Here is a 14120-nt window from a genome sequence, read left to right as displayed (position 1 = left end):
GGAGTAACTTGTGATGCTGATAATCTGTTGACTAGCAGTCTGACTCCACAAGCACCCACACGAATTGCTTGATTCAGTTGTTAAAGAGCGGTTGGTTAAGATCTTTCGTCTCAACCGAGGCGCGCATTCTACAGCAGCCTCATTTGCTGTCAAGTGGTTATTTTCAGAAGCCTTCAAGGATTTCCTTAACAACTTCAACCACTTGCGCCTCAGATCTCTCATCAGCGGGAGGCGAATTCTACAGCGTTACTCGCTGTTGTCAACACCTCTTTTTCAACTTCCTTTTGGCTTCGATGAACTAAAGCAACCCGCCGCCGAAAACTGCGTAACTCTTTGTTTACCAAGGAGTTTTCCGTTTCGACTGCGCCGGAAGTGGGGCGAATTATAGACACCTGAGATCTGCCGTCAACCGCTATTTTCATAAAACTGTCATATAAGTCAAAAAGCCCCGCAAACGCGAAGGCCGGCCACCAGGGCCGGCCTTCATCCCCTTCTATTTACAAGCTAGGGAAGGCGAACTGCGACGCTTCGTGGCTCGCACGCTGCGGCCAGCGCTGGGTAATAGCCTTGCGGCGAGTGTAGAAACGTACGCCATCCGGGCCGTAGGCATGCAGGTCGCCGAACAGCGAACGCTTCCAACCGCCAAAGCTGTGATAAGCCACTGGCACTGGCAACGGTACGTTGACGCCGACCATGCCGACTTCGATCTCGTCGCAGAACAAACGCGCTGCTTCGCCGTCACGGGTGAAGATGCAAGTGCCGTTGCCGTATTCGTGATCGTTGATCAACTGCATGGCTTCTTCCAGGCTGTTGACCCGAACGACGCACAGGACCGGCCCGAAGATCTCTTCTTTATAGATGCGCATTTCCGGTGTGACGTTGTCGAACAGGCAGCCACCCAGGAAGAAACCTTCCTCATGACCTGCCACGGTCAGACCACGACCATCTACAACCAGTGTCGCGCCGGCAGCTACGCCGTCTTCTACATAACCGCTGACTTTGTCGCGCGCCTGGCCAGTCACCAATGGACCCATGTCCAGACCGCAGTTGGTACCGGCACCGATTTTCAGTGCCTTGATCTGAGGAACCAGTTTGGCCACCAGCGCATCAGCCACTTGATCGCCCACGCACACGGCTACCGAGATTGCCATGCAACGCTCGCCGCAAGAACCGTAAGCCGCGCCCATCAGTGCGCTGACGGCGTTGTCCAGATCTGCATCCGGCATCAATACCGCGTGGTTCTTTGCCCCGCCCAGTGCCTGGACGCGCTTGCCGCGCTTGGTGCCTTCGGAATAGATGTATTCGGCAATCGGCGTCGAGCCAACAAAGCTCAGCGCTTTGACTTCCGGCGCTTCGATCAACGCGTCCACCGCAGTCTTGTCACCGTGCACCACGCTCATCACGCCTTTCGGCAAACCGGCTTCCAGCAGAAGCTGTGCAATCAGCAGCGTCGAACTTGGATCGCGCTCGGACGGTTTGAGGATGAAGCAGTTGCCGCAGACGATGGCCAGCGGGTACATCCACAGTGGCACCATGGCCGGGAAGTTGAACGGCGTGATACCGGCCACTACGCCCAGTGGCTGGAAGTCCGACCAGGCATCAATGTTCGGGCCGACGTTACGGCTGTACTCGCCCTTGAGAATTTCCGGTGCCGCACAAGCGAACTCGACGTTCTCGATGCCGCGCTTCAATTCACCGGCAGCATCTTCCAGGGTCTTGCCGTGCTCTTCGCTGATCAATTGCGAGATGCGCGCTTCGTTCTGCTCCAGCAATTGCTTGAAGCGGAACATCACTTGGGCACGTTTGGCCGGCGGCGTGTTGCGCCAGGCCGGGAATGCAGCCTTGGCAGCATCGATGGCGCTCTGGATGGTTTCGCGGGTCGCCAGTGGCAACTTGTGAATCGCCTGGCCGGTAGACGGGTTGAACACATCGACCGTGCGACCGTTCTCGGTCACCAGTTCGCCATTGATCAAATGCGGAATAACGCTCATGGAAGCTCCTGAAAAGTTGTCCACAGGCACCCGTTACCGGGCACCCGTTGTTTATAGGTATATAGAAGGAGAAATCAGTCGATCTTGCTCAGCACTTCGCCGACCGCGTCGAACAGACGATCCAGGTCCTGCGGCTTGCTGTTGAAGGTTGGGCCGAACTGCAGGGTGTCGCCACCGAAGCGAACGTAGAACCCGGCTTTCCACAGCGCCATACCGGCTTCGAACGGACGCACGATCGCGTCGCCGTCACGCGCAGCGATCTGGATCGCGCCAGCCAGGCCGAAGTTGCGGATGTCGATGATGTTCTTGGTGCCCTTCAGGCCATGCAGCGCATTTTCGAAATGCGGTGCGACTTCGGCCACGCTCTGCACCAGGTTTTCCTTCTGCAGCAGGTCGAGTGCTGCCAGGCCCGCGGCGCAAGCCACCGGGTGTGCGGAGTAGGTGTAACCGTGAGGGAATTCCACCGCGTACTCAGGCGTCGCCTGGTTCATGAAGGTCTGGTAGATCTCGGAGCTGGCAATCACCGCGCCCATCGGGATCGCGCCGTTGGTGACTTGCTTGGCGATGCACATCAGGTCCGGAGTCACGCCAAAGGTGTCGGCACCGAACATGTTGCCGGTACGGCCGAAACCGGTGATCACTTCGTCGAACACCAACAGGATGCTGTGCTGATCGCAGATCTCGCGCAGACGCTTGAGGTAACCCTGTGGCGGAACCAGTACGCCAGCGGAGCCGGCCAGCGGCTCAACGAACACGGCGGCGATGTTCGACGCATCGTGCAGTTCGATCAGCTTCAGCAGTTCGTCGGCCAGGGCGATACCACCCTGCTCCGGCATGCCACGGGAGTACGCGTTGCTTGCCAGCAAAGTGTGCGGCAAGTGGTCGACATCCATCATCGCCTGACCGAACAGCTTGCGGTTGCCGTTCACGCCGCCGAGGCTCGTGCCGGCGATGTTCACACCGTGGTAGCCACGGGCACGGCCGATCATTTTGGTCTTGGTCGACTGACCTTTCAGGCGCCAGTAAGCACGCACCATCTTCACGGCGGTATCGGCGCACTCGGAACCCGAGTCGGTGAAGAACACGTGGTTCAGGTTGCCCGGCGTCAGGTCGGTGATTTTCTCAGCCAGCTGGAACGACAGCGGATGACCGTACTGGAAGCCTGGGGAGTAATCGAGAGTGCCCAGTTGCTTGGCAACCGCTTCCTGGATTTCCTTGCGGGTGTGGCCGGCGCCGCAGGTCCACAGACCGGACAGCGAGTCATAAACCTTGCGCCCCTTGTCGTCGATCAACCAGCTGCCTTGCGCACCGACGATCAAGCGCGGGTCGCGCTGGAAGTTACGGTTGGCGGTATAAGGCATCCAGTGAGCATCGAGCTTGAGCTGGCTAGCCAGAGAAGTCGAAGCGTTTTCGGGCAAGTTCATGAGCGAAACCTCGCAAGGCGATAAGCGGCGTAAGGATTAAAAACCGTTGTTGCAGCTAAATTGCCATGGAGATAAAGTCTGTGAAATCCAACTTTTGTAACCTTCAGTCAGGCGCTCACTAAACTATGTCCAGCCGCCGTCCCGATCCACTGGCGCAAGTCAGCGACTTTGATATTCGCTTGCTGCGGATCTTTCGCAGTGTGGTCGAATGCGGCGGCTTCTCCGCAGCGGAAACCGTACTCGGTATCGGTCGCTCAGCCATCAGCCAGCAAATGAGCGATCTGGAGCAGCGCCTTGGTTTGCGTCTATGCCAGCGCGGGCGGGCCGGTTTCTCCCTGACCGAGGAAGGTCGGGAGGTCTATCAATCGGCGTTGCAACTGTTGAGTGCACTGGAAAGTTTCCGCACCGAGGTCAACGGCCTGCACCAACATTTGCGCGGTGAGTTGACCATCGGCCTGACTGACAACCTGGTCACCCTGCCCCACATGCGCATCACCCATGCGCTCGCACAATTGAAAGAACGTGGTCCGGATGTGCAGATCCAGATCCGCATGATCGCGCCCAACGAAGTCGAACAAGGTGTACTCGACGGACGCCTGCATGTTGGCGTGGTACCGCAGGCGAGTGCGCTGTCGGGGTTGGAGTACCAGCCGCTTTATAGCGAACGCTCGTTGCTGTACTGCGCGGTCGGTCATCCGTTGTTTTATGTCGATGACAAGCAACTGGATGACACGCGCCTGAACAGCCAGGACGCCATTGCGCCGACCTTCCGATTGCCGGCGGACATCCAGGCCCATTACCAGGCACTCAACTGCACCGCCAGCGCGTCGGACCGCGAAGGCATGGCGTTTCTGATCCTGACCGGACGTTACATCGGTTATCTGCCCGATCATTACGCGAGCCTTTGGGTGCAACAAGGCCGCCTGCGTGCATTGAAACCCGATGCGCGGTTCTATGACCTCAGCCTCGCCTCGGTCACTCGCAAGGGCCGTCGTCCACACTTGGTACTGGAGAGTTTTCTGGAAAGTCTGGCCGCGACCCGTTAATGATGTTTCAGCCGCACAGAGGCTTGTCTGAAGGCTGTGGCCGCGCTATCAACACAGATTGCACCCACCCACCCACCCACCCACCCGTTCGGAAGTGCCCATGACCTTTGAAGTCCCAGCCCACGGCGACAAACCCGCCGGCCGCATTCGTCAGAAGAACGAAGAGACCATCATCAAAGCCGCCGAAGACGAGTTCGCCCGTCACGGGTTCAAAGGCACGAGCATGAACACCATCGCCCAGAATGCCGGGTTGCCCAAGGCGAACCTGCATTATTACTTCACCAACAAACTCGGTTTGTACGTGGCGGTGCTGAGCAATATCCTCGAACTATGGGACAGCACCTTCAATACGTTGACGGCAGAGGATGATCCGGCCGAAGCCTTGACCCGATACATCCGCGCGAAGATGGAGTTTTCCCGTCGCCAACCGCAAGCTTCGCGGATTTTCGCGATGGAGGTCATCAGTGGCGGGGAATGCCTGACTGAATATTTCAACCAGGATTACCGCGCCTGGTTCCAGGGCCGTGCAGGTGTATTTCAGAGCTGGATCGACGCTGGCAAGATGGACCCGGTCGATCCGGTACACTTGATTTTCCTGCTGTGGGGCAGCACCCAGCATTACGCCGATTTCTCCACGCAGATTTGCCGAGTCACAGGACGCGCCAGGTTAACCAGGCAAGACATGGAAGACGCCGGCAACAACCTGATCCGTATCATTCTCAAGGGCTGCGGCCTGACACCTGCCATTTAAGTACTTATGCCTTTTACCCTCAGCGGTTTTTGCGAACACCGCGAAGAGATTCGCAAAAGCCGTTTCATCACTTTCGCCGCGCCGATCTCCAGCCCGGCCGAAGCCCAGGCGTTCATTGAACAGCACAGCGACTTGAATGCCACGCACAACTGCTGGGCGTGGAAACTCGGCGATCAGTATCGCAGTACCGATGATGGCGAGCCTGGCGGCACTGCGGGCAGACCCATTCTGGCGGCGATTGAAGCGCAGGATTGCGATCAGGTCGTGGTGTTGGTGATTCGCTGGTATGGCGGCATTCAACTGGGCACCGGTGGCCTGGCCCGGGCCTACGGCGGCGGCGCCAACAAATGCCTGCAAGGGGCGCCGAAGGTGGAGCTGATCAGTCGGGTGCCGCTGAGTTGTGCTTGCGGGTTTTCCGAGTTGCCCTTGGTGAAACTTCGGGTGGCAGAATCGGGTGGCCTGGTTGTGGAAGAAACCTTCACCGCCAATGGCGTGGAGCTGCAGTTGGCGGTAGGTGAAGCGCAGATCAATACCTTGCAATCCCAGCTTGCCGACTTGAGTCGTGGGCGGATTCTGTTACAGCGTTAGGGCTGCAATCTTTTGGGGCGCAGCGATTTTTTCAGCTCTTTCACATTTGCCCACATCTACTGTGCACCCGGCTGTGGATAACCTGAGCACATATGGCTGTAACCCTTCTGTCATGCGGCTTTGCGGGCTTTGCTCAATTTTTGTCCAGTTGACCATCGCGAACGCCAAAAACACGTAAAAACAAATAGTTACAGCGGTTTATCACCTTTAGAAGAAAGCCACACAGTGCTTATGCCCGACCTTCGGGCTTGCGCACAAATACTGTGGAGGAACCTGTGGATAACCCGTTCATGGCCGCCCGGGCGCCACGCACAGTATGGCGTGCATTCAATTGATCGTTTTTTAACCAAAAACCGATGTTCAAATTCGGGGCCTGGTCAATGTCCCTGCCCTCAAGCGGTGCTGGCCGTCTATCGACCGCACCGGCAACACCTGAGCTACACCCCACGCCATCTCAAAGATCAAGAAAACCACCAGCATTGAACTCGCGCCATGGGCCAGGGCATAAGCCTGCCATGCCGAAAACAGAAATCTGGCCACCGCGTCATATCGCCCAAACACCGGTTGCGGATCACGAATCCGCAGCACCGCCCACACGCAGACAATCGACCCCAACAGATTCGCCATCAACATATGCACAGGCTCGAACGGTGGCAGCTCGCCAGGCAGACTCAGCGCCTGACTTATCCCCAGCAAAAGCCCATGCAACGCCGCGAAACTCCACGGCGTGACAAACGCGGCCGTCACGATCAGGTCGTACCACGCGCTGCCTTGCACCAACCGACGATATTGCGTTGTAGTCCACATCGACATTGCTCCACCAATTCAGGGAGCAACAAGGCTAAAGCCTGGAGTATGCTCCAGGGTCAACCCCCTTTCATGAGACGTCAGGATGCGTATCGGTGAATTAGCCCAAGCCAGCGCCGTCAGCCGTGACACGCTGCGTTTCTACGAGCAGCGCGGGTTGATCGCGGCGCAACGCAGCGCCAATGGGTATCGCGACTATCCTCCCGATATGGTGCAACTGGTGCACTACATCAAGACCGCTCAACGCCTGGGGTTTACCCTCGGCGAGATTGGCAACAGCGTCGCGGCAATCTGGCAGTCGCCCGATCCGGACGCGGCCGTTACGCAGCTGCTGCAAGACAAACTCACGCTGATCGAAGCCCGCATGGCCGAACTCGGCGCGTTGCGCGATGAGTTGCAGCAACGACTCGGGCAACAGTGTCCATTGAATCCACGACTCTGACTTTTCAAGGAAGCCACTCATGTCTACGGCAAAAACCGCACTCATCATCGGCGCCTCCCGGGGCCTTGGTCTCGGTCTGGTGAAGACCCTTCTGGCCGACGGCTGGCAAGTCACCGCCACCGTGCGCAATCCGCAGAATGCCGAGGCCTTGCAGGCGTTGGGCAAGGTTCGGATCGAAAAGCTCGACCTGGACGATCAGCAAGCCGTGCTCGCGCTGAGCCAGCAACTCAAGGGCGAAGTGTTTGACTTGCTGTTCGTCAATGCCGGCGTTAAAGGCCCGGACGTTCAGACGCCGAATGGAGGCGCGACGATGGCTGAAGTCGGTCAGCTGTTTTTCACCAATGCCGTGGCGCCGATCAACCTGGCCGAGCGCTTTGTCGGGCAGATCCGCCCAGACACCGGCGTGCTGGCGTTCATGAGTTCGGTGCTGGGCAGCGTGACCATGCCCGACGCTCCGGAGCTGGCGTTGTATAAGGCCAGCAAGGCGGCGCTGAACTCGATGACCAACAGTTTTGTCACGCAGCTGGGTGACACCCGGCTCACCGTGCTGTCGTTGCATCCGGGCTGGGTGAAAACCGATATGGGCGGTGAAGGCGCGGATATCGACGTGGAAACCAGTACCCGTGGTCTGGTTGATCAGGTGAATGCGTTTGTTGCCAAGGGTGGGCATCACTTCATCAATTATCGGGGTGAGACGATTCCCTGGTAACTACCGCCGCCCCCTGTAGGAGCTGGCTTGCCAGCGATGTTGTGTCAATCAACGTCGATGTCGCCGATAAGCCATCGCTGGCAAGCCAGCTCCTACAGGGGTATTTACTTGCCCACAAAGCCGTTTTGATCGAAACTGCGCACCTCGCCTCCCCGGCGACCCTGGATCAGCAGACAGGACAACACTGAGCTGGCAACCCTGAACCCAACTTTCAGAGGAGCCGGCCACCATGCCTGCGACCCGTACCTGGTTAAAAAATCCCCTCGCCATTTTCACCTCCAACGAGCTCGATGCCCGTGGCGGTCTGGTGCTGCAAGACGGTGTGATCGTCGAAGTGCTTGGCGTCGGCCAGCAACCGTCCGCGCCATGCAATGAAGTGTTCGATGCCCGCGAACATGTGATCCTGCCGGGCCTGATCAACACCCATCACCACTTTTACCAGACCCTGACCCGCGCCTGGGCGCCAGTGGTCAACCAGCCGTTGTTCCCATGGCTGAAAACCCTGTACCCGGTGTGGGCACGCCTGACCCCGGAAAAACTCGCCCTCGCCACCAAAGTCGCCTTGGCCGAATTGCTGCTTTCCGGCTGCACCACCGCCGCCGACCACCATTACCTGTTCCCGGAAGGTCTGGAAAACGCGATTGACGTGCAAGTCGAAAGCGTTCGCGAACTGGGCATGCGCGCCATGCTGACTCGCGGCTCGATGAGCCTCGGCGAAAAAGACGGTGGCCTGCCTCCGCAACAGACCGTGCAGGAGGGCCAGGTGATCCTCGATGACAGCCAGCGCCTGATCGCCGAATACCACGAGCGCGGTGACGGCGCGCAGATCCAGATCGCCCTGGCGCCGTGCTCGCCGTTTTCGGTGACTCCGGAAATCATGTCCGCCAGTGCCGAATTGGCGAACAAGCTCGACGTGCGCCTGCACACGCACCTGGCCGAAACCCTCGACGAAGAAGACTTCTGCCTGCAACGCTTCGGCCTGCGCACCGTGGATTATCTGGACAGCGTCGGCTGGCTCGGCCCGCGCACCTGGCTGGCCCACGGCATCCACTTCAACCCGGACGAAATCGCCCGACTCGGCGCCGCCAAAACCGGTATCTGCCATTGCCCAAGTTCTAACATGCGTCTGGCGTCGGGCATCTGCCCAAGCATTGACTTGACCGATGCTGGTGCCCTGCTTGGCCTGGGCGTGGACGGTTCGGCGTCCAACGATGCCTCGAACATGATGCTCGAAGCGCGTCAGGCGCTGTACATCCAGCGCCTGCGTTACGGCGCCGAGAAGATCACACCAGAACGTGTCCTGGGTTGGGCGACCAAAGGTTCGGCCAGTCTGCTGGGACGTACCGATATCGGTGAACTGGCCGTGGGCAAGCAGGCCGACCTCGCGCTGTTCAAGCTGGATGAGCTGCGTTTCTCCGGCAGTCATGATCCGGTCTCGGCATTGCTGCTGTGCGGTGCGGATCGCGCGGATCGGGTGATGGTCGGCGGCAAATGGCGAGTCATTGATGGCCAGGTTGAAGGGCTGGATCTGAAAGGCTTGATTGCTGATCACAGCCAGGCAGCACGGCAACTGATCGCCGGCGTCTAAGACAGCGAAACCTGATGTGGGAGCAAGCTTGCTCGCGATGACGGCGTGTCAGTCGATTTGTTTCGTATGACACAGCGCTATCGCGAGCAAGTGCGATCCCACATTTTTTTCGTGGATCAATGAACCGGCTGGTCAGGTTTTACCAATTGTTGCGACTGGCATCTGTAGAATGGCGACCATTGCACCTGATGAGAAAAGAATCATGTACGACTGGCTGAACGCCCTGCCCAAGGCAGAACTGCACCTGCATCTGGAAGGCTCGCTGGAGCCCGAGTTGCTGTTCGCCCTGGCCGAACGCAACAAGATCGCCTTGCCGTGGAGCGATGTCGACACCTTGCGCAAGGCCTACGCCTTCAACAACCTGCAAGAGTTCCTCGACCTCTATTACCGAGGTGCCGACGTGCTGCGCACCTCCCAGGATTTCTACGACCTGACCTGGGCCTATCTGCTGCGCTGCAAAGAACAGAACGTGATTCACACCGAACCGTTCTTCGATCCGCAGACCCACACCGACCGTGGTATTCCGTTTGAAGTGGTACTCAACGGCATCGCCGCTGCGCTGAAGGATGGCGAGCAGCAACTGGGCATCACCAGCGGTTTGATCCTGAGCTTCCTGCGTCACCTGAGCGAAGAACAAGCAGAAAAAACCCTCGACCAGGCGCTGCCGTTCCGCGATGCGTTTGTCGCGGTCGGTCTGGACAGCTCCGAGATGGGGCATCCGCCGAGCAAGTTCCAGCGCGTGTTCGATCGGGCCCGTGGCGAAGGTTTCCTGACCGTTGCCCATGCCGGCGAAGAAGGCCCGCCCGAGTACATCTGGGAAGCCCTCGACCTGCTGAAAATCCAGCGTATCGACCATGGCGTACGCGCCATCGAAGACGAGCGTCTGATGCAGCGGATCATCGACGAGCAGATCCCGCTGACTGTATGCCCGTTGTCGAACACCAAGCTCTGCGTGTTCGATCACATGTCGCAGCACAACATCCTCGACATGCTCGAACGTGGCGTGAAAGTGACCGTGAACTCGGATGATCCGGCGTACTTCGGCGGCTACGTCACCGAGAATTTCCATGCACTGCACACTCACCTGGGCATGACCCAGGACCAGGCCAAACGCCTGGCGCAGAACAGCCTGGACGCACGGTTGGTAAAACCGTAAGCATCACCGCAATACCCAATGCAGAAGTGAGCCTGCCCTCATCGCGAGCAGGCTCGCTCCCACTGGTTTGATGTTCAGCCGCTAGAGCGCCATTTCCAGCTCGGTTTGTTTGGCAAAATGGTGGATTTCACGTTGCCCGGTGGCGGTGACCTGCAACGCTCGCGAATCGTTCGGCAGCGTCAACCAACCGGACTGCATGAACAACTGCAATAACGCGGCCCCCAATGCCCCGCCCATGTGCGGGCGTCTTTCGCTCCAGTCCGGGCAAGAGCACGCGGCCCGTTCGTTGCGATGTGCCAATGCCTGAATGTAGACGCCGCGTGCCGCCAGCTCGGTGGAGCCTTTGAGCGTGATCGTGACCCGCTTGTCGAACTGCTCGATCCACCCGGCATCCAGCAAGCGCTGATACAGATCGGCAGCCAGCGTCCCGCCCAGATGGTCATCGCAAAGCCGCGCCCGCAATAGTGACGAACGCACCGCCTGAGGTTTGGCCAGGGGTGCCGGGCGTTTGAAAATCTCTGGAATGTCCTGCGGGGTGCTGGCCAGCGTTGCACTGGCCAATGCTTCGATCGCCGCACCGACTTCAGGCGCTGAGAGACGGAAAAACCGCTTGCGCCCACGGATTTCGACTTTCAACAGACCGCCTGCGGACAAACGCCCCAGGTGTGCACTGGCCGAAGAGGCTGACAGGCCGGCCAACAAGGCCAGGTCTTCGGTTTGTCGCGCCGAGCCATCCATCAAGGCCCACATCATTGCACTGCGCTTGGGGTCAGCCAGCAACGTGGCGATCTGGCTGATGCAAGGTGCATGTTCCATGTATTCACTCCCTGTTGAATCGTTTCGTCCACTGTTCAGAGACATCTTGAACAGTAATGTGTCGTCGGCCAATCCGTGGAAACCGCCATAGCCAGAGCGAAGCCATCGCCAACCCGAGCCGTCACCGGGCAACGGTGGCAGAGGCCAGGCATGGAAAGTTGAAACAAGGCCCGCCCCGGCGAAGCCTCGTCATTTCGATCGACAGTGCATACCTGAGGCGAGCGCTAGTATAGGCGGGTTAACCGCCGGTTCATGCCCTGTACAAACCGTTGGTGCTGATTGTTCCTGAGGGAAATTTCGCTATTTTCCTGCGACTAATCGTCGATACCCGTTAACCCCGGAAAATGGCTGCTCAATCGGGCGCATCGGCTGGCAAGCATTTCCCGCAACAGGTTCACCGGCTTACTCAACTGTGCGCGATGGGCGCACAACAGATTCAGCGGTGCGCGCTCACCGAGCCGGTCAGGCAGCAATACTTTCAAGCGACCGGCGAGGACATCGTCGGCCACATCGAGCCAGGACTTGTAGGCGATGCCAGCACCGGCCAGCGCCCAGAGCCGCACGACATCCGCATCGTCGCTGAAACGGTCACCGCTGACGGTCAAGCCGACTTCACGCTTGCCGTCGTGAAAACGCCAATGGTCGTGAACGCGACTACCCAGCATGTACAGCAGGCAATTGTGCTGGGCCAGTTGTTCCAGCTGATGCGGCTCGCCATGCCGGGCCAGGTAACTTGGCGCCGCACACAGCACGCGGCGATTCTGCGGGGCGATGGGCAGCGCCACCAGGCTGGAATCTTCCGGCTCGCCGTAGCGCAAGGCAATGTCCACCGGCTGGCGGAACAGATCGGCAATACGGTCGCCCAGCAACAGGCGCACGGTGAGTTTCGGGTGCTCGCGCTGGAACTCGTCCAGCCAGGGCAGCAACAGGTTTCGACCAAAGTCCGACGGTGCAGACAGCTGCAATACGCCGCTGACCTGATCCTGACCGCTGGTCAACAAACGCCGGCCTTCGTCGAGATGGCTCAACGCTGCCCGGGCGTATTCAAGAAAGCCTTCACCTTCGGCGGTCAGACGCAAGCTGCGGGTCGAACGGGCGAGCAAGCGGGCACCGAGCTGCTGCTCGATGCGTTTCAACGCGGCGCTCGCCACCGCCGGCGACATGTCCATGCCCCGTGCCGCGGCGGACAGGCTTCCGAGGTCCGCCGCCCGGACAAACAACTGCAAATCATCGAAACGCAGCATCAAGTGCACCGATTATCAAAAAAATATTGAAAGAGACTGCTCTTTTAGCCGGTTTTATCTCCGGGAAAAATAGCCAATCATCTGCCTCATCGAATCTCTTCTATATAAGCGCCCCAGGAATTGCCCATGAAAGCCATTGCCTACTACGCCTCCTTACCGATCAGCGACGAAAACGCCCTGCAAGACATTGAGCTGCCGGAGCCGGTCGCCGGCCCTCGCGATTTGCTGGTGGAAGTCAAAGCCATTTCCGTGAACCCGGTGGACACCAAGGTCCGCCAGAACGTCCAGCCTGAAGGCGGCGCAGCCAAAGTACTGGGCTGGGACGTGGCCGGTGTGGTCAAGGCTGTCGGCAGCGAAGTCACGTTGTTCAAGGCCGGCGACAACGTGTTCTACGCCGGCTCCATCGCCCGTGCGGGCGGTAACAGTGAGCTGCATGTGGTCGATGAGCGCATCGTCGGCCATATGCCGAAAACCCTCGGCTTCGCCGAAGCCGCCGCACTGCCGCTGACCGCCATCACGGCTTGGGAACTGCTGTTTGAACGCCTGCAGATTCGCGAAGGCAAAACCGACGAAGGTCAGCGTTTGCTGATCGTTGGCGCGGCGGGAGGCGTGGGTTCGATTCTGGTGCAACTGGCCAAACAGCTCACCGGTCTGACCGTCATCGGCAGCGCTTCGCGACCGCAAACCCAGGACTGGGTGAAAGCGCTCGGCGCCGATCAGGTGGTCGACCACAGCCAGCCGTTAAGCGAAGCACTCAAGCATGCCGGCATTGATCAGGTGACCCACGTTGCCAGCCTGACCCAGACCGACCAGCACCTGGATCAACTGGTCGAGGCATTGGCGCCCCAAGGCAAACTGGCGCTGATCGACGACCCCAAGTCCTTGGACGTGACCAAGCTCAAACGCAAGAGCCTGTCGTTGCACTGGGAGTTCATGTACACCCGCTCGCTGTTTGAAACCGCCGACATGATCGAACAGCACAACCTGCTCAATCGCGTCGCACGGTTGATTGACGCCGGGACACTGAAAACCACGGTCGGCGAACACTTCGGTACGATCAACGCAACGAACCTGCGCCGAGCCCACGCGCTGCTGGAAAGCGGAAAATCCAAGGGCAAGATTGTGCTGGAAGGGTTCTGAAGCGCTGAAGAAATCGGTCACGATTTTCATCACTCGCTACGTTTACGCCGTGTGCGACCGGGATGCTCCGGTCGCACACGGCTGCGATTCACATGGCCGAAAAACTGTGTTTTTTTTCGTTACAAACCGTCAGTCCGACAGTTGATCCTTGTCACATTGGTGCTCGTATTCAGGACTACAATCGAATCTCCTGCGAGGCAGTCTTTTGCGTGAACGTCTTTTACGAGAGGAGATCAGCTGTGAAGATCCTGATAAAAGAATTGGCAAAATCCCAGTGGCAGGTCCGTCTGGACCAGCATGCAGTCACCTTCCGCAGCGAAGCAGAAGCTCGCGCTTTCACGCGTATTCTTGAAGCACGTATCCACGCCCCTCACCAACTTCCCGCCTTCCACGCACAGCGTGCTGCCGGCTGATTCTT

At 58.8% G+C, this 14120-nt stretch carries 14 protein-coding genes; 9 read left to right on the top strand and 5 right to left on the bottom strand.

Annotated features, from left to right (window positions below; genetic code table 11):
* Positions 1 to 497 precede the first annotated feature (497 nt).
* Positions 498 to 1991: a CoA-acylating methylmalonate-semialdehyde dehydrogenase gene (locus tag CKW19_RS27140; RefSeq protein WP_095061471.1), complete on the bottom strand. Its 1494-nt coding sequence runs from the start codon at positions 1989 to 1991 to the stop codon at positions 498 to 500.
* Positions 1992 to 2065: 74 nt separating this feature from the next.
* Complete coding sequence (locus tag CKW19_RS27135) at positions 2066 to 3415, bottom strand: aspartate aminotransferase family protein (protein WP_095061469.1); 1350 nt, start codon at positions 3413 to 3415, stop codon at positions 2066 to 2068.
* A gap of 125 nt (positions 3416 to 3540) precedes the next feature.
* Between CKW19_RS27135 and CKW19_RS27130 the strand changes: the two genes are divergently transcribed.
* The 3 genes from CKW19_RS27130 (at position 3541) to CKW19_RS27120 (ending at position 5800) form a co-directional block, all read left to right on the top strand.
* The gene (locus CKW19_RS27130; protein ID WP_095061467.1) at positions 3541 to 4461 is read left to right on the top strand and encodes a LysR family transcriptional regulator; all 921 of its coding nucleotides are present in this window, start codon (positions 3541 to 3543) and stop codon (positions 4459 to 4461) included.
* A gap of 100 nt (positions 4462 to 4561) precedes the next feature.
* Positions 4562 to 5212, top strand: coding sequence for a TetR/AcrR family transcriptional regulator (locus tag CKW19_RS27125; protein ID WP_095061465.1), 651 nt, complete (start codon positions 4562 to 4564; stop codon positions 5210 to 5212).
* A 6-nt stretch (positions 5213 to 5218) separates the two neighbouring features.
* Positions 5219 to 5800, top strand: a complete 582-nt coding sequence (locus tag CKW19_RS27120; protein WP_095061463.1) for a YigZ family protein — start codon at positions 5219 to 5221, stop codon at positions 5798 to 5800.
* A gap of 360 nt (positions 5801 to 6160) precedes the next feature.
* Here the strand turns inward: CKW19_RS27120 and CKW19_RS27115 are convergent, their stop codons facing one another.
* Positions 6161 to 6607, bottom strand: coding sequence for a hypothetical protein (locus tag CKW19_RS27115; protein ID WP_095061461.1), 447 nt, complete (start codon positions 6605 to 6607; stop codon positions 6161 to 6163).
* An 85-nt stretch (positions 6608 to 6692) separates the two neighbouring features.
* On the opposite strand from CKW19_RS27115, the gene CKW19_RS27110 reads away from it, so the two are divergent.
* The 4 genes from CKW19_RS27110 to CKW19_RS27095 all read left to right on the top strand — a co-directional run bounded on the left by CKW19_RS27110 (position 6693) and on the right by CKW19_RS27095 (position 10502).
* The gene (locus tag CKW19_RS27110) at positions 6693 to 7049 is read left to right on the top strand and encodes a MerR family transcriptional regulator (protein ID WP_095061459.1); all 357 of its coding nucleotides are present in this window, start codon (positions 6693 to 6695) and stop codon (positions 7047 to 7049) included.
* A gap of 19 nt (positions 7050 to 7068) precedes the next feature.
* Positions 7069 to 7758, top strand: coding sequence for an SDR family oxidoreductase (locus CKW19_RS27105; protein WP_095061457.1), 690 nt, complete (start codon positions 7069 to 7071; stop codon positions 7756 to 7758).
* Positions 7759 to 7987: 229 nt separating this feature from the next.
* A complete protein-coding gene (locus CKW19_RS27100) occupies positions 7988 to 9346 on the top strand; it encodes an 8-oxoguanine deaminase (RefSeq protein ID WP_095061455.1) in 1359 nt (452 codons plus the stop codon).
* Positions 9347 to 9548: 202 nt separating this feature from the next.
* The gene (locus tag CKW19_RS27095) at positions 9549 to 10502 is read left to right on the top strand and encodes an adenosine deaminase (protein WP_095061453.1); all 954 of its coding nucleotides are present in this window, start codon (positions 9549 to 9551) and stop codon (positions 10500 to 10502) included.
* A gap of 81 nt (positions 10503 to 10583) precedes the next feature.
* Here the strand turns inward: CKW19_RS27095 and CKW19_RS27090 are convergent, their stop codons facing one another.
* Positions 10584 to 11318 carry a helix-turn-helix transcriptional regulator gene (locus CKW19_RS27090; RefSeq protein WP_095061451.1) on the bottom strand — a complete coding sequence of 245 codons (735 nt, stop codon included), beginning with the start codon at positions 11316 to 11318 and terminating at the stop codon, positions 10584 to 10586.
* A gap of 314 nt (positions 11319 to 11632) precedes the next feature.
* Positions 11633 to 12562, bottom strand: a complete 930-nt coding sequence (locus CKW19_RS27085) for a LysR family transcriptional regulator (protein ID WP_095061473.1) — start codon at positions 12560 to 12562, stop codon at positions 11633 to 11635.
* 126 nt (positions 12563 to 12688) lie between these two features.
* Here CKW19_RS27085 and CKW19_RS27080 point away from each other — a divergent pair, with 126 nt between their 5' ends.
* Positions 12689 to 13702, top strand: coding sequence for a zinc-binding alcohol dehydrogenase family protein (locus tag CKW19_RS27080; protein WP_095061449.1), 1014 nt, complete (start codon positions 12689 to 12691; stop codon positions 13700 to 13702).
* A 92-nt stretch (positions 13703 to 13794) separates the two neighbouring features.
* Positions 13795 to 14115, top strand: coding sequence for a hypothetical protein (locus CKW19_RS28655; protein ID WP_143500395.1), 321 nt, complete (start codon positions 13795 to 13797; stop codon positions 14113 to 14115).
* Positions 14116 to 14120 lie beyond the last annotated feature (5 nt).

Source organism: Pseudomonas sp. Irchel s3f7, assembly GCF_900187615.1.
GTDB lineage: Bacteria > Pseudomonadota > Gammaproteobacteria > Pseudomonadales > Pseudomonadaceae > Aquipseudomonas.
This window is presented reverse-complemented; position numbering and strand designations above follow the sequence as displayed.